This is a genomic window from Vibrio sp. 2096 (assembly GCF_033339595.1).
Classification (GTDB): domain Bacteria; phylum Pseudomonadota; class Gammaproteobacteria; order Enterobacterales; family Vibrionaceae; genus Vibrio; species Vibrio alginolyticus.
Genome location: NZ_JAWOUX010000016.1, coordinates 22,571 through 43,566, shown reverse-complemented (window position 1 = coordinate 43,566; position 20,996 = coordinate 22,571). Strand labels below are relative to the sequence as shown.

At 46.2% G+C, this 20,996-nt stretch carries 17 protein-coding genes; 8 read left to right on the top strand and 9 right to left on the bottom strand.

What is annotated here, in order from left to right:
- Positions 1–168: 168 nt before the first annotated feature.
- The 3 genes from R7Q41_RS21385 to aspA form a co-directional block, all read right to left on the bottom strand.
- Positions 169–2,001: a protein-disulfide reductase DsbD gene (locus tag R7Q41_RS21385; RefSeq protein ID WP_017821772.1), complete on the bottom strand. Its 1,833-nt coding sequence runs from the start codon at positions 1,999–2,001 to the stop codon at positions 169–171.
- A gap of 161 nt (positions 2,002–2,162) precedes the next feature.
- Positions 2,163–3,470, bottom strand: a complete 1,308-nt coding sequence (locus R7Q41_RS21380; RefSeq protein ID WP_005382378.1) for an anaerobic C4-dicarboxylate transporter — start codon at positions 3,468–3,470, stop codon at positions 2,163–2,165.
- A 176-nt stretch (positions 3,471–3,646) separates the two neighbouring features.
- Entirely contained in the window at positions 3,647–5,098 is a 1,452-nt protein-coding gene (gene aspA, locus R7Q41_RS21375) for an aspartate ammonia-lyase (protein ID WP_005382379.1), read from the bottom strand.
- 431 nt (positions 5,099–5,529) lie between these two features.
- On the opposite strand from aspA, the gene R7Q41_RS21370 reads away from it, so the two are divergent.
- Positions 5,530–6,048: an FxsA family protein gene (locus R7Q41_RS21370; RefSeq protein ID WP_005386383.1), complete on the top strand. Its 519-nt coding sequence runs from the start codon at positions 5,530–5,532 to the stop codon at positions 6,046–6,048.
- 70 nt (positions 6,049–6,118) lie between these two features.
- Here R7Q41_RS21370 and trmL read toward each other — a convergent pair whose 3' ends face one another.
- From trmL to R7Q41_RS21350, 4 genes are all read right to left on the bottom strand, one after another.
- On the bottom strand, positions 6,119–6,598 hold the full coding sequence (gene trmL / locus R7Q41_RS21365) for a tRNA (uridine(34)/cytosine(34)/5-carboxymethylaminomethyluridine(34)-2'-O)-methyltransferase TrmL (protein ID WP_005382381.1): 480 nt from the start codon (positions 6,596–6,598) through the stop codon (positions 6,119–6,121).
- A 136-nt stretch (positions 6,599–6,734) separates the two neighbouring features.
- Entirely contained in the window at positions 6,735–7,343 is a 609-nt protein-coding gene (locus tag R7Q41_RS21360; protein ID WP_005382382.1) for a superoxide dismutase, read from the bottom strand.
- Positions 7,344–7,517: 174 nt separating this feature from the next.
- Positions 7,518–8,912 carry an envelope stress sensor histidine kinase CpxA gene (gene cpxA, locus R7Q41_RS21355; protein WP_005382383.1) on the bottom strand — a complete coding sequence of 465 codons (1,395 nt, stop codon included), beginning with the start codon at positions 8,910–8,912 and terminating at the stop codon, positions 7,518–7,520.
- On the bottom strand, positions 8,912–9,601 hold the full coding sequence (locus R7Q41_RS21350; RefSeq protein WP_318144655.1) for a response regulator: 690 nt from the start codon (positions 9,599–9,601) through the stop codon (positions 8,912–8,914). The genes cpxA and R7Q41_RS21350 overlap by 1 nt, the downstream gene beginning before the upstream one ends.
- Before the next feature lie 190 nt (positions 9,602–9,791).
- On the opposite strand from R7Q41_RS21350, the gene R7Q41_RS21345 reads away from it, so the two are divergent.
- From R7Q41_RS21345 to pfkA, 3 genes are all read left to right on the top strand, one after another.
- The gene (locus tag R7Q41_RS21345; RefSeq protein WP_017821773.1) at positions 9,792–10,304 is read left to right on the top strand and encodes a CpxP family protein; all 513 of its coding nucleotides are present in this window, start codon (positions 9,792–9,794) and stop codon (positions 10,302–10,304) included.
- Between the two features lie 111 nt (positions 10,305–10,415).
- Positions 10,416–11,324: a CDF family cation-efflux transporter FieF gene (fieF, locus tag R7Q41_RS21340; RefSeq protein WP_025768809.1), complete on the top strand. Its 909-nt coding sequence runs from the start codon at positions 10,416–10,418 to the stop codon at positions 11,322–11,324.
- Between the two features lie 283 nt (positions 11,325–11,607).
- Entirely contained in the window at positions 11,608–12,570 is a 963-nt protein-coding gene (gene pfkA, locus R7Q41_RS21335; RefSeq protein WP_005381521.1) for a 6-phosphofructokinase, read from the top strand.
- 90 nt (positions 12,571–12,660) lie between these two features.
- Here pfkA and R7Q41_RS21330 read toward each other — a convergent pair whose 3' ends face one another.
- On the bottom strand, positions 12,661–14,043 hold the full coding sequence (locus R7Q41_RS21330) for an MATE family efflux transporter (RefSeq protein ID WP_017821828.1): 1,383 nt from the start codon (positions 14,041–14,043) through the stop codon (positions 12,661–12,663).
- Positions 14,044–14,283: 240 nt separating this feature from the next.
- Between R7Q41_RS21330 and R7Q41_RS21325 the strand changes: the two genes are divergently transcribed.
- The 4 genes from R7Q41_RS21325 (at position 14,284) to R7Q41_RS21310 (ending at position 20,382) form a co-directional block, all read left to right on the top strand.
- A complete protein-coding gene (locus R7Q41_RS21325) occupies positions 14,284–14,574 on the top strand; it encodes a co-chaperone GroES (RefSeq protein WP_005381516.1) in 291 nt (96 codons plus the stop codon).
- A 77-nt stretch (positions 14,575–14,651) separates the two neighbouring features.
- On the top strand, positions 14,652–16,298 hold the full coding sequence (groL, locus tag R7Q41_RS21320) for a chaperonin GroEL (RefSeq protein WP_005381509.1): 1,647 nt from the start codon (positions 14,652–14,654) through the stop codon (positions 16,296–16,298).
- Between the two features lie 1,122 nt (positions 16,299–17,420).
- Entirely contained in the window at positions 17,421–19,085 is a 1,665-nt protein-coding gene (ltrA, locus tag R7Q41_RS21315; RefSeq protein ID WP_144361825.1) for a group II intron reverse transcriptase/maturase, read from the top strand.
- A gap of 733 nt (positions 19,086–19,818) precedes the next feature.
- Complete coding sequence (locus R7Q41_RS21310) at positions 19,819–20,382, top strand: VC2662 family protein (RefSeq protein WP_017821829.1); 564 nt, start codon at positions 19,819–19,821, stop codon at positions 20,380–20,382.
- Positions 20,383–20,482: 100 nt separating this feature from the next.
- Here R7Q41_RS21310 and R7Q41_RS21305 read toward each other — a convergent pair whose 3' ends face one another.
- Entirely contained in the window at positions 20,483–20,980 is a 498-nt protein-coding gene (locus tag R7Q41_RS21305) for an MgtC/SapB family protein (RefSeq protein ID WP_005381504.1), read from the bottom strand.
- Positions 20,981–20,996 lie beyond the last annotated feature (16 nt).

The following is a 20,996-nucleotide window of genomic DNA, read 5'->3' as shown; positions in this document are numbered from 1 at the left end:
TTAAATTTATTATTGTCCAGCTTTGAGAGAGTGGACAATATTTATTCGCTAAAAGTCTGAACCAAATCGACTTTTATTAGGAAAATTGCATATAAACGCAATGTTCTTATTCAAATCTGAGCAACAAAAAAAGCCAGTGGACATCACTGGCGTTTGAATATCTGGTTATCAGAACTGCTTGATATGCTCTAAGAAAGGCTCGGCTTGCATAAAGCCCGTCAAACGAGCGTTTGAAACGTGTTCACCACTGGCATCCCAAAACTCAATTGTTGGTAAACCAAGCACACTCATGTGCTTCAGTAGTTCGATGTCTTGCACTTGGTTTTTGGTCACGTCTGCTTGCAGAAGAACGAAGTCTTGCAGTTTGGCTTCGACGCTTGGGTCATGGAAGGTGTACTTTTCAAACTCTTTACATGCTACACACCAATCGGCGTAGAAATCGAGCATGACGGGTTTACCTGCCGCTTTCGCAAGTGCCAGTTGTTCTTCAAGCTCCGCCACGTTAGCAATGCGAGTAAAGCTAACAGTGGCTTGCTGAGTTTGTGTTTTGCTGTTGCCAAACCAGTAATTTAAGATAGGTTGTGCTGAGGCTAGCAAACCTAAGACGGCGATTATGCCCACGGCACTTTGTTTCCAGCCACCAAACTCTAGACTGTTTTTGATGTGGTATAGCCAACCAAAAGCAGCAATACCCAGTGCTGACCACAGAATCGTTGACCACATTTCTGGCATGATGCGTTCTAGTAAGAAGATAGGCGCGGCAAGCAGAATAAAGCCGAAGAGTGTTTTCACACGGTCCATCCAACCACCTGCTTTTGGTAGCAACTTGTTGCCAAATACCGCTACAAGGATCAACGGAATACCCATGCCCATCGCTAGCGCGTAAAGGGCGACCCCACCGGTGAGTAAGTCGCCACTTTGTGCGACGTAAAGCAGCGCACCAGAGAGTGGGGCGGTAGTACACGGAGAACAAACCAAGCCAGATATTGCCCCCATTGCAAACACGCCAGCACTGCTACCACCTTGCTGCTTGTTACTTAAGTTATTCAGCCACGTTTGCACGCTGCTTGGTAGCTGTAATGAGTACAGACCAAACATAGAAAAAGCGAGTGCGATGAACAGTACGCTCAAACCAATCAGCACATAAGGGTGTTGCATTGCCGCTTGGAACTGCATGCCAGCAGACGCGACCACAAGGCCGAGTAGGGTGTAAGTCAGCGCCATGCCTTGCACGTAGACGAATGACAAGCCTAGCGCGCGGCGTTGGCTTAGTTTGCCACTGCCAAGCACTATGCTGGTCAGAATTGGGTACATCGGTAGCACACAAGGTGTAAATGCCAAGCCCACACCAAGCGCCAAGAACAGAAGTGGTGTCCACCAGTTATCAGCAAGGTTGGCTGCAAGGCTATCTTGCTGTGTTACTGGCGCCGATGATGTGTCACCAGACGTAGATGATTGCGCCGCTGGTGGCGTTGCTGTTGGTGCCTGTTCTGCTTTTGATGCAGTTGTCGCCGTTGTTGAATCTGAGTTCGACGAAGTAAACGCGCTGATAGGAATCACGCGAGTTTCTGGCGGGTAACAGAAGCCTGCTTTCGCACAACCTTGGTATTGCACGACTACGCGAGCACCGTCTTGCCAATCATGCATTGGTACATTAACGAAGAGAGGTTGAGTATAGATATGCACGTCACCAAAGAATTCATCTTTATGCGGTGTGCCGTCTTCCATTTGCAGTTCGCCTAGCGATACTTTCTCACCAGCTACAGACAAGCGCTCTTGATATAGGTAGTACCCGTCACGTACCTGCCAATCGAGCATCAATTTGTCATCTTGCTGGTAGAAGTTAAATGGAAACGCCTGATCAACCGGAACAAAGCTGTCGCTGCTGCTACCAAAACTGTTGTTCTGGCTACTGTTAAACTGGTCTTTGCCAAATAAAGCTAAAGACGGAGTGGAAAAGGTAATGAGCCCTAAGAGTAAAACGGAAAGTAATGCGCGCATAAAAGAGTCAATTCATCTTAGATAATTGCCGTTAGTGTAACTCAATCAGACCCGGAGGCGAGTCAATAAGTTTCATGAAAATGAAGATTTATTGAGCATAAATCAAGACAACAGGGAATAAAAAAGGGAGCCGAAGCTCCCCGAGTAAGACTCTGTTTCTACTAGATCAGTAGACCACCGAATGCGAAGCCAAGTGCTACCGCAGAAGCGATGGTTACCACACCAGGTACAAAGAATGGGTGGTTGAATACGTACTTACCGATACGAGTTGAACCCGTGTCGTCCATCTCAACCGCTGCTAGAAGCGTTGGGTAAGTTGGCAGCACGAATAGCGCACTTACTGCTGCGAAAGATGCAACTGCGGTAAGTGGTGCCACACCGATTGCTAGTGCTGCTGGCATCAGCGCAACAGTAGTTGCACCTTGCGAGTAAAGCAGCATTGAAGCGAAGAATAGAACAAGTGCTAGCATCCATGGGTAGTCTGCTAGTAGCGCACCAGCCACTTCTTTGATGCCGTCAACGTGCGCGTTAACGAACGTAGAACCTAGCCATGCCACACCAAGAACACACACACACGCTGTCATACCAGAGCGGAATGTTGCTGCGGCTGGGATTTTGCCAGCATCGATTTTACAGCTCATTACGATAGCTGCCGCAGCTGCTAGCATTACCGTCATGATAGCTTCGTTACGACCTAGAGCAGGGTTCTCGATAAGGCCAACAGAGCCAGAAATTGCTGCTGCGTAACACACGACAAATGCGATTGCGCCTAGGAAGATGAAGGTTGCTTTCTTCGCTGTTGGTAGGATTTCGCGTTTTGCTTCTGTATTTAGCTTGATTAAGCCTTTTTCTAGACGCTCTTGGTATTCAGCATCGTCTTTTAGCTCACAGCCCATGAAGTTCGCCACGAACGCACCGATCATGCACGCGATGAACGTCGTTGGGATACAGATTGCTAGTAGTGTTAGGTAGTCAACGCCAAATGGGTGCAGCATTGCCGCGAACGCTACAACAGCCGCTGAGATTGGTGATGCGGTGATAGCGATTTGCGATGCCACGACCGCGATAGACAGTGGACGAGAAGGGCGCACGCCTTGGCCTTTCGCTACTTCTGCAATCACTGGCAAAGTAGAGAATGCCGTGTGGCCAGTACCCGCCATTAATGTCATTAGGTAAGTTACGATAGGCGCATAAAAGGTGATGCGCTCAGGATGCTTGCGCAAAAAGTTTTCAGCAACTTGCACCATCCAGTCTAAACCACCAGCTACTTGCATTGCTGCGATAGCGGTGATTACAGACATGATGATCAAAATTACGTCAACGGGAATGTAAGCTTGGCTTGTTGGTACGCCCAAGATCAAAGACAACGCAATGACCCCAGCACCACCGGCAAAACCAATGCCGATACCACCGATTCTTGCCCCCAAATAGATGAAGAGCAGAACCACGAAGAGTTCGACCATGACCATATTGATACCTCTTTAGTTTTTTATTTGATTCTGATTTTTTGAACACTCAGGAACAGGAGTAAATGCTCAGAGAATGAGAACCTAGTGGTTTAGCGGCAATAAAAGCATATAAAAAATGTGGTTAACCGTATGAGAGCCTAAAAAAGGGGCCTGAGTGGCCCCCTTCGGATTCGTTATTACTCGTAACGTTTTGCTTTGTAAGTAGGATGCATGAAGTTTTCTACTGACAAGATTTCATCAAGCTCCTCTGCTGTAAGCAGACCGCGCTCTAGCACGACTTCACGAACACTTTTACCAGTTTCCGCACAAATCTTACCTACGATGTCACCTTCGTGGTGGCCGATGTATGGGTTTAGGTAAGTGACGATACCGATAGAGTTGTAAACGTAGTTTTCGCAAACTTCTTTGTTCACAGTGATGCCGTCGATACATTTATCACGTAGGTTCACACACGCGTTGTGTAGTAGAGAGATAGACTCAAACACACTTTGTGCGATCACAGGTTCCATTACGTTTAGCTGTAGCTGACCGCCTTCTGCTGCGAAAGAAACCGTGTTGTCGTTACCGAGAACTTTGAAGCAAACTTGGTTTACTACTTCTGGGATAACTGGGTTTACTTTAGCTGGCATGATTGAAGAGCCTGCTTGCATTTCAGGTAGGTTCAATTCATTTAGACCCGCACGAGGACCAGAAGAAAGTAGACGAAGGTCGTTACAGATCTTCGATAGTTTCACTGCTAGGCGTTTTAGCGCGCCGTGAGTCATTACGTATGCGCCACAGTCAGACGTTGCTTCGATCAGGTCTTCTGCTGCAACAACATCAAGGCCTGTTACTTCCGCTAGGTGTTTTACTGCAAGCGCTTGGTAGCCAGTTGGTGTATTTAGACCAGTACCGATTGCGGTTGCGCCTAGGTTGATTTCTAGGAGGAGTTTAGATGTGTAATCTAGAGCACGAATCTCTTCGTTTAGTGTTACCGCCCACGCATGGAACTCTTGACCAACTGTCATTGGTACCGCGTCTTGAAGCTGAGTACGGCCCATTTTCAGTACATCTTTAAACTCAACGGCTTTAAGTTCGAATGCGCCTTTTAGGTACTCAATTGCTTCCATTAGCTTGTGTACGCTGTTGTATACCGCAATACGGAAACCTGTTGGGTACGCACAGTTGGTTGATTGGCTCTTGTTTACATGGTCATTTGGGTTAACAAATTCGTATTGGCCTTTCTCTTTACCCATCAACTCAAGCGCAACGTTTGCGATCACTTCGTTCGTGTTCATGTTAACTGAAGTGCCTGCACCGCCTTGGAATACGTCTGATGGGAACTGATCCATACACTTGCCAGTTTCTAGGATCAAATCACACGCTTCGATGATGTAGTTTGCAACGTCTTTTGGAATAGCGCCAAGTTCTTTGTTTGCTAACGCTGCTGCTTTTTTGGTCATTACCATGCCGCGTACAAATTCTGGTACGTCAGAGATGGTCATATTAGAGATGTTGAAGTTCTCGATCGCACGTAGCGTATGAATACCGTAGTACGCATCTGCAGGGACATGACGTTGACCTAATAGATCTTCTTCAATACGAGTGGCTGGGTTTGCTGTTTTTGGAGCATCAGATAGGGTAGCCATAGCAGGATCCTTAGATGATAATTCTGATAATAAAGTTATTTATTAGCCATTTCTGCAATCTAGAATCCATTCATCAGAATTTTTGGCTGGAAAATCCGTCCTGACTTATGTGGCACATGATACTGCACCTAGCGCATAAAAATAGTAACTAGATCACCTTTTTCGTTTTTCATGAGTCAATAATTTGCAAAGTATGAACGGGTTATTAATAACCCTTTATAGGTACTCGATTTTCCTCGACAAACATGAGTTTTTAGAGTTCGAAATTAGCACTTTAAAAGCACGAAAAAATCGGTATGCAATTGAATGAAACGCGTTCCCGCTACTTTGTCTAAAAGAGAAGGAGACCAGTATGAACACGCTTTTTTACAACGATTCGTTTGAGCTTAGTCTGCTTTTACCATTACACTGAATTAAACAAAGGAGGGCGTGTGTTTCCTATCTTATTATTAGCGTTTATTTTTGTTCCGATCATTGAAATCGGCTTATTTATTCAGGTGGGCGGCTTTTTAGGTTTATGGCCGACCATTGCACTAGTCTTAATCACTGCATTTGTTGGTGCGTCGTTGGTTCGTAGCCAAGGTATACAAACACTGATGTCAGTACAGGGGCGTCTTGAACAAGGTGAAATTCCAGCCCAGCAAATTTTTGAAGGCGTAATGCTAGCGGTGGCTGGCGTGCTACTGTTAACCCCGGGCTTTATGACCGATGCCCTTGGTATGTTGGTGTTGCTTCCTGCGCCACGCGCCGCGATAGCTAAATACTTGATGAGCAAAATGGTGGTGAAAACCATGCATGGTGGTGGCTTCCAAGGTGGTTTCTCTAACCAGGGGCCATTTGAGCAAGACCCGTTCCGTCGTGACCCTTTTGATTCCCAGTCAGATAATGGCAAGACCTTCGAAGGGGAATACGAGCGTAAAGACGATGATGATCGCAACAAGCTCAACTGATTGAGTTAGACAGTAAAGAAAACAAAAGGGCGCACCAAGCGCCCTTTTCTGTATTTGGAATTCGTGCTGCTTACAATGCGCCTTCAAAGCCCATTTGACGCCATGCTTCAAAAGCAATGATCGCAACGGCATTCGAAAGGTTTAGGCTGCGCGCATCTGGCATCATTGGAATGCGAATACGCTGCTCCATTGGCAAGCTATCGATGATTTCAGCAGGCAAGCCACGAGTTTCTGGACCAAACATCAAAACATCACCCGCTTGGTATTGTGCATCAACGTGGTGACCTGTGGTTTTGGTGGTGCAGGCAAACAATCGATAGTTACCTTGCTTCTCTTTCTCTAAATACTCTAAGAACGCTTGATAGTTTTTATGGCGTGTTACGCGAGCTAAATCATGGTAATCCAAACCAGCACGGCGGACTTTTTTCTCTTCAAGATCGAAACCCAGAGGTTCAATTAAGTGAAGGTTTGCACCGCAGTTGGCGCATAGTCGAATGATGTTGCCGGTGTTCGGCGCGATTTCTGGTTCGTATAAAGCGATATCAAACATGGTATTGAAATAGAGTTGGTCAAAGAGAGGGGCAGTATATACCCAAGTCACCGAGATATGCGAGATTCAGCAAGATTGACCTGGGTATGAAAGCAGGCATTAGCGCGGATGTTAATACCGTGAGTAGTGATGCTCTTTATAAGAGAGCGTGAGCATAGTTTTCTTCAACTGCTCGCCAGTTGACGACGTTCCACCACGCATCAATATATTCTGGGCGACGGTTTTGGTAGCTGATGTAATACGCGTGCTCCCACACGTCTAATGCGAGGATTGGTTCACCGCGCACATCCACTACGTCCATCAGAGGGTTGTCTTGATTACTGGTGGACGTAATGTGAATCTCACCATCTTTTACGATCAGCCATGCAAAGCCAGACCCAAAGGTATTGATGGCAGCTTGGGCAAACGCCTCTTTAAATTGCGCAAAGCTACCAAATTTATCGTTAATTGCTTGAGCAAGCGCGCCTTGAGGCTCTCCGCCACCGTTTGGTGACATGCAATTCCAATAAATGATGTGGTTGTAATAGCCGCCACCATTATTACGTACTGCTGGACTGAGCTTAGAGATATTGTCAAAGATCTCGTCTAATGACTGAGTTTCGAGCTCGCTCCCTTCAACGGCATTTACAAACTTATCAAAGTACGTCTTGTGGTGTTTGCTGTAATGCACTTCCATGGTTTTCGCGTCGATGTACGGCTCTAGTGAATCGTACGGGTAAGGCAGAGCGGGAAATGTATGTGACATAGTAAATCCTCCTTAATTGGAAAATTTACTTTAATGCTAACGATAATTATTATCAACTTTGATCTTTGTAAGGGTATTCTAAGAAGCCTCGCCAATTTCTAAAGTGAGGGTGGGGCTGTGAATCACTCACTCTAGAAATATGGTGCGAATTATTGTTAGTTCATCAAATTGAGACTAACAATTGATCGGTAAGGTGATACTCATGCGCAATCCGCCTAACGGACTTCGGCTGGCTGCGATCGTGCCACTGTGCTGGCGAATGGCACTTTCGGTAATGGTTAGGCCGAGACCTGTGCCGCCAGAGTGGCGATCGCGTGCCGTGGAAACGCGATAGAACGGGCGAAAAATCGCGGCCAGTTCCTCTTCTGGTACACCTTCTCCATTATCGTCAACCGTGATACGAAGCGTATCGTCATCGGCTTTGATGTCGATTTGTACCTCATCTTTTCCGTAGTAAATGGCGTTACGAACGATATTTTCCACCGCACTCATCAGCAGTTTAGGGTTACCGGAAATATTGCGCTTAGGTAATTCTGAATAGTGTAGCTGTTTGCCCATTTGCTCTGCTTCAAACTGCGCATCTTTAATGATTTCTTCCCATAAACTTTCTAGTGGCTGTGTTTCGCGAGTCATATGACTGTTCGCCTGCATGCGAGAAAGCTCTAATAGTTCACTGATCATCTGTTCCAAGCGCTGCGCTTCGGTATCGATACGAGTCAGTTCTGGGCTTTCGCCTTGTTTACGCGTCGCTAATGCGCTTGCCATGCGCAGACGAGTTAAAGGTGAGCGCAGCTCGTGAGAGATATCGGATAGCAAACGTTGTTGTCCTGAAATCATTTGATTAACCGCTTCGACCATCTGGTTGAAGCTGCTGCCTGCTTGACGAAATTCCGCCGTACCTTTTTCTAAATTTGGGTCTGTGACAAATTCACCTTTCGCCACACGTTGAGCAGCGGCTTCAAGACGACGTGCAGGCTGACTCAAAGCCCAAGCAAGCCATAACAGCAATGGTGTACTAACCAGCATGACTGCAAGCAAGAGCTGGAATGGGTGATCAAACAGACGCAGGAGTAGAGGTGGTGGCTCATTCCATTTGAAGCCCACGTACATCAAGATATCGGAACCTGCCAAAGTGATAGGAATTGGGCCCGCAATCATGTATCGACCATACAGCTTCTGCTTTGGATTATTGTAATCTTCGATACTGGTGACAAAGTTTTGCATGGCACGCAATTGAAAATTGCTGCGTTTTTCTGTCGTAAGAACATTACCGCTGTAGTCAGAAAAAAAGACTCGTGGGCGAGGGTCGTGCTTGCCGTGACGGTTGCCCTCGATACGAAAAAGTATGCGGCCTAAATCAGTTTGCTGGCTGTATTTTTGTTGGATTGAGTCACGCGTTTCTACCATACGTTTGTAGTGTTCTTCTGGAATATCGCGAGCTTTGCGTGGGTCCAAATGTGGCAGTGATAGCACGGCTATCAATACTAATAACATGGTGAACCAAAAAATGGCAAAGATGCGTCCATACAGGCTATTGATGTTTGGCAGTTTGATGCGTGATAGGCGCATTAATCCTCCTCAAGCAGCATGTAGCCACGACCACGCAGGGTTTTAATTCGCGGCTTGCCATTGCTTTGATCTGGTAATTTTTTACGTAAGTTCGAGACATGCATATCGATAGCGCGATCAAAAGCAGCGAGTCGTTTACCAAGCACATCTAAGCTCAGTGTCTCTTTGGTCAGCACTTGTCCTGGGTTTTGTACGAAGTGGGTGAGTAGCGCAAACTCGGTTGCTGTGAGATCGAGTAACTGTTGCTCACAATACGCTTCTTGCTTACCGGGATAGAGGCGGATTTCTTGATACTCAATGCAATCGCTGTTTTTGGTATTTTTTTGTGTGCTGCTAGTGCGGCGTGAAATCGCGCGGATTCGCGCTAACAGCTCTCGGTCACTAAAAGGTTTTGGTAAATAATCATCCGCGCCCAGTTCCAAGCCGATCACGCGATCAATTTCTTCCCCTTTAGCGGTCAGCATCAAGACGGGAGTTTCCCAATTTTCACGTAAGCGTTTCAGCGTTTCCATGCCATTGAGTTTTGGCATCATGACATCCAACAAAATCAAATCAATCTTATCATTGATCGCGGCTAAGCCGGCTTCACCGTCATTTGCTTCGCTGACGTCAAACCCTTCGAAACTGAGTACTTCTTTTAATAAGCTAGTTAGCTCGATATCGTCATCGATTAAAAGAATGTTTGCCATGGGGGCACCTATAGTAAGTTACCGATAGCCTAATATTACATTGGAATGATGCGCAACGAAGAGGAGAAAAATCACTCTTTACGATTCTTTACGCTCCCTATACGTCGCTTTACCTAGCGGGTCGTATTCTATACTCAAGCGCTGTGAGAACAGCTCAGAAGAACCACTCACCTGTGTAAGGAATCGTATTATGAAGTCTGCAAAAAAACTTGTGTTAGCTGCTGTTGTTCTACCTCTTACTCTTGGCGCCGCAAGCGCATTCGCTTACGGTGGTAAAAACCATCATAAAGGTCCTCGTGACGAATGCGGCATGGGTATGGACCGAGGTGTCATGCGTCAACTAGACCTGACTGATGCACAAAAAGATCAGCTAAAAGAAATGCGTGAAGCAAACAAAGCAGAAATGAAAGCAAAATTCGCTGATGGCAAAGAAGCACGTATGGCTGAGCGTCAAGCGCATCACGCAAAAGTGCAATCGCTTTTGCTGGCGGATAATTTTGATGAAGCTCAAGCTACCGAATTAGCAAAAGAGATGGTTGAGCGCCAAACGGAACGTCGCGTGCAAATGCTAGAAAGAAAGCACCAAATGCTTAGCGTATTAACACCTGAGCAGAAAGCGAAATTTGTTGAGCTACAAAATGAACGTATGCAAGAGTGTGGCGACAGAATGCACAAGCTCATGGAAAAGTCGCGCAATAATTAAGTCATGAATTGATGTTATATAAAGAGGCAGCCATTGGTTGCCTCTTTTTGATCTGGTTATTTCATGGTCATTCAATATACTCAACGTATGGTTTTAGTTAACTCTTTGATTATGAAACAGCAATACGCACGTTTAGTTACGACCGCCGCTTGGACTGCAACCATTGTGGCGACGCTTCTTCTGATAGTAAAAGTTATCACGTGGTGGGTAACCGGCTCAGTGAGCTTATTGGCGTCATTGATTGACTCCATGTTAGATATCGCGGCTTCGGTTGTGAATCTTGTGGTGGTTCGTTACGCCTTACAACCGGCAGACCGCGAACATACGTTTGGACATGGTAAAGCTGAGTCCTTAGCGGCCCTAGCCCAAGCAATGTTTATTTCGGGCTCGGCAGTATTTTTGATTCTTAACGGGATTGACCGATTTTTCCGCCCACATGCTTTACACGCACCGGAGTTAGGTGTGTATGTATCGCTGTTTGCGATTGTGGTCACACTTGGCTTGGTGATGTTCCAAAAACATGTGGTTCGCGTGACGGGGAGCCAAGCAATAGCGGCGGATTCTCTGCATTATCAGACTGACTTGTATATGAATGCTGCGATCATGGTTGCTCTGGGGCTCAGTTATTTTGGAGTGACTCAAGCGGATGCTGTGTTTGCGATTGGTATTGGTGTCTTCATTCTTTATAGCGCTTTCAAAATGGTCAGCGAAGCGATTCAAACCTTACTTGATAGAAAGTTGCCCGATGAAGAGCTTGAGCAAATTAACCAAGCTTGTTTGAGCGTAAAAGGGGTATTGGGCGTGCATCAGTTACGCACGCGAATGTCAGGACCGACGCGCTTTATACAGTTGCATTTAGAGCTAGACGATAACTTACGATTAATTGAGGCGCATTACATTGCTGATAAAGTGGAAGATAATTTATTGGCTCTGTTTCCTGATGCGGATGTATTGATCCATCAAGATCCATTGTCTGTCGTTTTCGGACCAGAGAAAGAGCAGAAAGCACAAGATTGGTAGGCTTGAAAAATCCATCAGTGCCCGACGACAAACAGGTACTTATTGACTATCTTTCCATCAATACTTATTAAGATTCGTGATCCTGATATGAATCAACAAAGTTTCATAGAGAAACTGTAATACTCTTACATAAGTAGAAAAGTTACATAAAAAAGTGCGTTTTCATTGGTAATCCTGTAGAGGAAATGTAACATAACGCACAGTTCTGGATTATGCAGGTTGCTTGGTAACAAGGGGCCTAAAAGAAAATTAAATAATTGATTGCCAAAGATCGAGGGTGAGCATGATTAAGAAGATCGGTGTTTTAACAAGTGGCGGTGACGCACCTGGTATGAACGCTGCGATACGCGGCGTAGTACGTACAGCACTATCCGAAGGATTGGAAGTATTCGGTGTGTACGACGGCTACCTAGGCCTATACGAAGGCCGCATCGAGAAGCTAGATCGTTCTAGCGTTTCAGATGTGATCAACAAAGGTGGTACGTTCCTAGGTTCTGCACGTTTCCCTGAATTTAAACAAGTGGAAGTTCGTGAAAAAGCGATTGAGAACCTGAAAAAACATGGTATCGATGCACTAGTGGTAATCGGTGGTGATGGTTCGTACATGGGTGCGAAGAAACTGACTGAAATGGGTTACCCATGTATCGGTCTTCCGGGCACAATCGACAACGATATCGCAGGTACGGATTACACTGTGGGCTACCTAAGTGCACTAAACACCGTTATCGATGCAATCGACCGTCTACGTGATACTTCTTCATCTCACCAACGCATTTCAATTGTAGAAATCATGGGCCGTCACTGTGGTGATTTGACTCTGATGTCTGCAATTGCGGGCGGTTGTGAATACATCATCACTCCGGAAACTGGTCTAGACAAAGACAAGCTGATCAGCAACATCCAAGATGGTATCGCTAAAGGTAAGAAACACGCGATCATCGCGCTTACTGAGCTAATGATGGATGCTAATGAACTAGCACGTGACATCGAAGCCGCGACAGGTCGTGAAACTCGTGCAACAGTACTTGGTCACATCCAACGTGGTGGTCGTCCAACTGCATTTGACCGCGTACTAGCATCTCGTATGGGTAACTACGCTGTTCACCTATTGATCGAAGGTCATGGTGGTCGTTGTGTAGGTATCGTGAAAGAGCAACTTGTTCACCACGATATCATCGACGCAATCGAAAACATGAAGCGTCCAGTACGCAACGATCTATACAAAGTTGCTGAAGAGTTGTTCTAAGCAAGCTTGAAATAGATAAACAAAACCGCGGCTTTCCGCGGTTTTTTTGTATTTGAGAATCAACAAAAAGAAACTAGTGATAGACGAGTGTTAAGACACGCTGCTCTGCTCTATGAGCGTTAATTTTCGCTCGCGCAGCGCAAACAAGTAGCCCAGTAGCCCACCCAACGTATTCCCAACCGCGATACCGATAAACAAGCCTTCAATGCTGTAGATTTGGCTCCCGATCCACGCCGATGGCAAGGTAAAAATGAACAGCCGCATAAAGCTCCACTGGAATGCACGCAATGGCTTGTGCATCGCATTCAAACCACTGACTAACATCATTACGATGCCTTGGAAGCCATAACTAAATGGCACCACCAGTAAATAATGCCAAAGCAGGTTTTTCACCGCATCTTCCTGAGAAAACAGCGCAGCCAGAGGAATGCTCAGTGGCACCATCATCAAGAAGATAAACCCTTGGAATACCACTGCAAAACGCATGCTAATAAATAAACCGGAAAAGGCTCGTTGCGGTTGTTTGGCTCCTAAATTTTGTGCCATAAACGGTGTGAGGGCAGAGGTCAGCGACATCAATACTAAAATCAATATAGACTCAATACGCTGCGCTGCGCCGTAAGCAGCAACCGCCGCTGTACCGTGGTTGGATAACAGCATCATCAGAATGGCACCGGACAATGGATTCATCGCGTTTGATAGCGCTGCAGGGGTACCAATTTTTAGTGTCTGTTGCCAGTCTTGTTTCAGCAAAGCCCATTGGGGTTGAGCAAGCAATTTTTCCCGTTTAATTAGCACATAGAATGAGCCACACAAAGCACCTAACCAGCTAAAGGCACTTGCTATGGCTGCGCCTTGAATGCCAAGTTCCGGAAAAGGGCCATAACCGAAAATCAACAATGGATCGAGCATGCCATTAATCAAACCAGCCAACATCATGACTTTTGCTGGTGTTTTTGTGTCGCCAGTAGCTCGGATAGCACTGTTGCCCGCCATTGGGATCACTAGCAGAGGAATGGTGAGATACCAGACCTGCATATATTGCTCAATAAGAGGGATGAGATCATCAGACGCACCAAGAAAACGAAACAATGGCGCAATGGTGGTAAAGCCAATAGAAGACGCGATAGCCACAAGTAACACGGCTAACAACAAACCGTGGGTGGTGAACCGAGCAGCTTGTGGTGCATGACCTTGCCCAAGCAAGCGACCAATATTGGTCGATAGTCCCATCCCAATCCCCATCGTAATGCAGTTAACCGCAAAGGTGACAGGGAAGGTATAGCTGATAGCTGCTAGCGCTTGAGTGCCAAGCAACGAGATAAAAAACGTGTCCACCAAGTTAAACATCAAAATTGCGATCATGCCCATGGTCATGGGTACGGTCATTTTCCGCAGCGTTTCAGGAATGGGTGCGGTCAACAAACCATGCTTATCGGTCGCTTGGGGTTCCAGCTTGTTATTTTCCTGCATGTGTGACAACTATCTGGTGAGCAAACTGCAAGGATACAAGAAAGCGAGATGCCGAGCGAGTGAGCATTTCTAACGCAAACCGTTGCCTAGTTGTTCGTTATTTTAACTAAGTCACAAAAATTTTGTGCCACCCCCTTGGGATCGCTGCTTCGACCCCTTATATAGGGATCACGTGTCTGGGGCTACAGTCCCTAAGGACAATTATCAAATAAACATGGAAATTTTCAGGAGAGACGACCGATGAACATTCGTCCATTACATGACCGAGTTATCGTTGAACGTAAAGAAGTTGAATCTAAGTCTGCTGGTGGCATCGTTCTGACTGGTTCTGCTGCAGAAAAATCGACTCGCGGTGTTGTTCTAGCTGTGGGTAAAGGCCGCATCCTAGAAAACGGCACCGTACTGCCACTAGACGTTAAAGTCGGTGATACCGTTATCTTCGCTGAAGGTTACGGTACAAAAACTGAAAAAATCGACGGTAAAGAAGTGCTTGTCATGTCTGAAAACGACATCATGGCGATCGTTGAATAATAGCAATCATTGAGTAATTTTTTGCTCAGATTCAATTACGAAATTACACACAAAGAATTTTAGAAAGGAAATCAAAGATGGCTGCTAAAGACGTTAAATTTGGTAATGACGCACGAGTTAAAATGCTGGAAGGTGTAAACGTTCTGGCTGACGCAGTAAAAGTAACACTGGGTCCTAAAGGACGTAATGTCGTTCTAGACAAATCTTTTGGTGCACCGACTATCACTAAAGATGGTGTATCAGTAGCGCGTGAAATCGAGCTGGAAGATAAATTCCAGAACATGGGCGCACAAATGGTTAAAGAAGTTGCGTCTAAAGCAAACGACGCAGCGGGTGACGGTACAACAACAGCAACGGTACTAGCACAATCTATCGTTAACGAAGGTCTAAAAGCAGTCGCAGCGGGCATGAACCCAATGGATCTTAAGCGTGGTATCGACAAAGCTGTTGCTGCGGCAGTTGAGCAACTAAAAGAGCTTTCTGTTGAATGTAACGACACAAAAGCGATCGCGCAGGTTGGTACTATCTCTGCAAACTCAGACGCAAGCGTAGGTAATATCATTGCAGAAGCAATGGAGCGTGTGGGTCGTGATGGCGTTATCACGGTTGAAGAAGGTCAGGCGCTACAAGACGAGTTAGACGTAGTAGAAGGTATGCAGTTCGACCGCGGTTACCTGTCTCCTTACTTCATCAACAACCAAGAATCAGGCAGTGTTGATCTAGAAAACCCATTCATTCTTCTTGTTGATAAGAAGATCTCAAACATTCGTGAGCTTCTTCCAACGCTAGAAGCTGTCGCGAAAGCATCTCGTCCACTGCTTATCATTGCAGAAGATGTAGAAGGCGAAGCGCTAGCAACATTGGTTGTGAACAACATGCGTGGCATCGTAAAAGTTGCAGCTGTGAAAGCACCTGGCTTCGGTGACCGCCGTAAAGCAATGCTACAAGACATCGCTATCCTAACTGGCGGTACTGTGATTTCTGAAGAGATCGGTCTAGAGCTAGAAAAAGTTGCACTAGAAGATCTAGGTCAAGCGAAGCGTGTTTCTATCACGAAGGAAAACACGACTATCATCGATGGTATCGGTGAAGAAGAGATGATCTCAGGCCGTGTTGCTCAGATTCGTCAACAAATCGAAGACGCAACTTCAGACTACGACAAAGAGAAACTACAAGAGCGCGTAGCTAAACTGGCTGGCGGTGTTGCAGTAATCAAAGTTGGTGCTGCGACTGAAGTTGAAATGAAAGAGAAGAAAGACCGTGTAGAAGATGCGCTAGCCGCAACTCGCGCAGCGGTTGAAGAAGGTGTTGTTGCTGGTGGTGGTGTTGCACTTATCCGCGCGGCATCTAAGATTGCTCACCTAACGGGTGACAACGAAGAACAAAACGTTGGTATCCGCGTTGCACTACGTGCAATGGAAGCGCCAATCCGTCAAATCACGAAGAACGCAGGTGAGGAAGACTCAGTTGTTGCGAACAACGTGAAAGCGGGTGAAGGTAGCTACGGCTACAACGCGGCAACAGGCGAATACGGCGACATGCTAGAAATGGGTATCCTAGATCCAACTAAAGTTACTCGTTCTGCACTACAATTCGCAGCATCGGTTGCAGGTCTGATGATCACAACTGAAGCGATGGTTACTGACCTACCGCAAAAAGACGCGCCAGCGATGCCTGACATGGGCGGCATGGGTGGCATGGGCGGTATGGGCGGCATGATGTAGTGCGACGAGAGTCGCGTAGGTAGCTAGCCGAGCGGGCTACGTCCATAGTAACCACATAATTTTATGTCGTGGTTACTATCCCACCCGCCGAAATAGCAAATAAATAAAACCCGATATTCGGGCTGAACCCAAGCCCGAATATCGGTCCTCGTAAGAGGTCCGATTTTAGGCATGGGCGAAAGTCTGTGTCCCTCGCTTTAGGCGAATGATATACGTTGAAGCAGCGCTACTAGTGTCTGTGAAGTAACGGGAATATTCGTGTCTTATTTAAGCTTGAGCCACCTGCACGGTGCGAAGCTGTTTTCATTATTGTCTTAGCCAATCTCTTACTCGGACGGGTAGGTGATTGGATAGTAAGACCTGTTGTTCAGCCAATAGTAGCCTAGGGATAGTGCATCTGCGGTAACGCTGTGTTCGGAGCTTCCTGACAATGTACCCCCACGCAAGTGGTTAATTTTCGCTGTGAAGTGAAGGTTAAGACAACCGCCAATAGCAGGCGGTTTAGGGGCTAGGCTGAGTTATATGGTTAACGTAAGTGAACTACTGATAAACACCGTCAGCCGCGACGAGCGTAACGCTATTGTCGTGTCGATTAATTGTCCCCTTGGGAGGATTAGCCGTCACCAACGCTCTGACCAAAAGGTATATGGCCGGTTATCTCTTTTACATCTGGGGATACGCTGACTCATGCGCCATCGGTGAATAGGTAGAACCTAAGTAACTCGTGTAATGAAAACGGAACTCGGAAACCCCGTATCTTTGCCCCAATAGGGCAGGCAACTCGTAAGAGGCGCTGTTGAGGATGCGGGCACAGGAGAGCAGAAAAAGCGAAAGTCAGCTTGTAATGAGCTGGATAGAAAGCCAACGTGCTTTCACCGGAAACGGGGCCCACGTCTGCTTGGTCTTTAATTGCGTGAAAATCAGTAAAGCCGTCAAGTTTTACGGTAGTCGAAACTGTCAGAGTCCAATTGTGGGCGTTACCTTTCCTATTTGAGGATCTAGGGTACTGTCAGCAACAAGTTCAAGCCTCATAGGGTAAATCTCTGCCCTATGGGGCACAGATGCGCCTTGTGTTGCTTGTTTAACTTATCGTTAATGGAGGAAAGCAAGGTGCATACTTCAATGCAAATTGACGTATCTGCATCCTCCCACCAGACACAGCAGTGGCACAGCATCGACTGGTCACTAATGTATCGTACGGTGAGAGGGCTACAGGTACGGATCGCAAAGGCAACGAAAAAGTCTGACTGGCGACAGGTCAAAAGACTGCAACGCATGTTAACTCGTTCGTTTGCTGCCAAGGTGATAGCCATTCGGCGCGTCACTGAAAACAGAGGGAAAAACACACCGGGTGTTGATGGAGAAATCTGGAACACTCCTGCCTTGAAATGGGGAGCTATAGACCAACTAATGCGTAAAGGCTATAAGCCAAGTCCGTTGAGGCGAGTCTATATTCCTAAAGCTAATGGCAAGCGTAGGCCGCTGGGAATACCAACCATGCGTGATAGAGCAATGCAGGCACTATACCTGTTAGCTCTTGAACCCATATCGGAAACCACGGCGGATCGAAACAGCTATGGCTTTCGCCCGAATCGCTCTTGTGCTGATGCTATCGAACAATGTTTCGTGAACCTCAGTCGCAAGGCCAGTGCCCGTTGGGTACTGGAGGGTGATATCAAAGGGTGTTTTGACTTTATCAGCCATGACTGGCTTATCGCCAATATTCCTATGGATAAGGCGATACTTAAGAAGTGGCTGAAAGCCGGATTCATGGAATCTGGGAAGTTTAACTCGACGGAGGCGGGTACACCGCAAGGTGGGATTATCTCACCTGTACTCGCCAATATGGCCTTAGACGGACTGGAAACGGTGCTCGAATCCCACTTCGGGAAGAAGAACACAAAAGCCAGTTACAAAACTAAGGTCAACTATGTGCGTTATGCAGATGACTTCATCGTCACTGGGATCTCGAAAGAGCTACTAGAAGATAAGGTCTTACCAATAGTTGAAGCCTTTATGGCAGAACGTGGGTTGCAATTGTCAGCAGAAAAAACGCTGATCACGCATATAGACGACGGGTTCGATTTTCTCGGGCAGAATTTGCGTAAATACGACGGCAAGATGTTGATTAAGCCGTCAAAGAAAAACGTGAAGAATTTTCTGCGCGGTATACGAGATTATCTCAACAGCCATAAAACGGTGCCAGCTTCAGTTGTGATAGCGAAGTTGAATCCGATGATCAGAGGATGGTGCAACTACCACCGCTGGGTATGTGCGAGTGAGACATTCAAGTATATCGACTACCGTATCTGGAAAATGTTATGGCAGTGGTGTCGCCGAATCCATTTGAATCGCCGTAAACGCTGGATTAAAGAAAAATACTTTAAAACAGTGGGTGATAGAAACTGGGTATTCAGCGCACCGAAACCGAAAGGGGAAGATGGTCACTATCGCTTGTTGAGTGCAGCGAAAGTGAAAGTCGATAAACATGTGAAAATTCGGGCAACAGTGAACTGTTACCTACCGGAGGACGAACAATACTTTGAGCGTCTGAAGATGCAAAGATTGAAGAAATCTTTGTCGGGTAACTGGAAGCTATGGAAGATTGTCGAGAGACAAGACTACAAATGTGCGGTGTGTCACCAGCAGTTTCACTCAGAAGATGAATGGGATATTCACCATATCGTCAGAAGAGTGGATGGCGGCACGGACATAAGCTCGAATTTGATGATGTTGCATATTAACTGTCATCGGCAATTACACTCGAAATCACTTGAGTGCAATTAGTTTTATAAGGTAAAGTTATGTTCGTCACCCAGAGAGATTCAGGAGGTTTCCCTTGGAAGCATTTTTGAATGTCTCCAATTCATATATGTGCTAGCACATGTAGTCTTGGCCGAGAGGGGACAAACAAGAAGGTAGCAGGAAGGAGTGGGCTGCGCCCGGCGTGGATAACCTTGTGGGTTTGAAGCTGCCCCGACTCTGACTGCCAGTGCTAGATGGCAGTTTTGACTGGGATGGTTGTGAGGTAGGCCAGGTGAAAATTGAATCCGATCAACCCCTTCACTTACTTTATAACTCATAGACATTAGTTGCTGGTTTGCTTTCTTAAGCAAGCTTATAAAGGCTTGAGCCGTATGCGGGGAAACTCGCACGTACGGTTCTTAGGGGGCGGTGGCGCAGTAATGCGTCTCTGCTACCCGACAGCCAGCTTATCTCATCGCTCTAAGGGACCCCTTATAGCGGAAAGATAACCGACCAAACCTTTAAAAGTCGAGGCAGATGCCTCGACTTTTTTATGCGTATCACCTGAGAAACATGACGTTCTGGTGTGGCTTATCATGAAATTTTTGAGCGTAAAAAGCGCCATTTCAGAAGCAAAAAATCGAAGAGAAATATTTTTTCTTTTGAGTCAGATGGTTAAATCTGACCTATTGCTAACACTTTTTGAACGGGGACAGAGCAAAATCTGAACATTACACTATGTTGTAAATTGTTGCTTCCCATCATGGAGATGAAAATGAAAAAGCTTATGACGTCATTGGCGATTGCAGCCGCTATCGCATCACCTGTTGCTTTTGCCGACAGTACACCTGTGATGTTCTCTACTATCGATAACACAAACGCACCTTCGAATTCTTCAGTTGGTGGTGTTCGTTTAGCTGTGTTGCATGGACAGGTAAATGAGGTTAAAGGTGTCGACTTTTCACTGCTTGGTATGTCAGAAACGGATCGTACGACAGGTGTGAACTTCGGTCTGTTTTTTGGTGCAGCAAAAGTAAATCAAGAAATGAAAGGCGCGTCTTTAGGCTTAGTTAACTGGAACCAAGGTCAGACGACGGGTGTTAACTTGGGTGCTGTTAACATTACGAACAACGTAAAAGGCTTGAACTGGAGCGCGGTGAACTATTCTGAAGGCTACACCATGGCGGATGTGGGCTTAGCGAGTATCTCTAAGAAGTCTAATTTCCAGTTTGGGTTCTTCAACATGACCGATCAAATCGATGGCGTGCAAATTGGTCTTTTGAACTGTGCGGATAACGGTTTCTTCAAGTGTTTCCCACTCATCAACTTTGCTAAGTAATCCCTGAGAAAGTCAGAATCTTTATATACAGAAAGCCCTCGATGTTCGTCGAGGGCTCTTTAATTACTGATGAGATGAAGCGAGTTTCTCGGAGCGTTAACTATTTAATTAATCGTGATGAAGTTTTGCGTTGTTGAATTCTTTGATGAACACCGCGGCGTAATGCTTTGATGTGGTTTTCTGCTTTATCCACACCTAACAACACGGTTAATGTCAGGAGAGTAATAACCACCGACTGCGTTAAATAACCCAAACCTATCATCAAACCTAAACCTGCTAGCACCCATATTACAGCCGCGGATGTTACGCCATGGATTTTTCCATCAAGTGTCATCATAACGCCAGCGCCTAAGAAGCCGACGCCAGTAATGATCTGACCAAGCACTCGTGCTTGATCAAGTGTATTTGGCGATAACGACACTGCCATCGACATAAACAGGTAGGTGCCTGAAATAATTAATATTGCTGTGCGAATGCCAACCGGTTTACCACGAGTTTGGCGCTCTATACCGATCATGAGCCCATTAATGGCGCAGCATAGTAGGGCAGGCCAACTGAATGGGCCAAGATCGAAAATTTGTTCGAATGCTGTATGCATCTTGACCTCCAAAGTG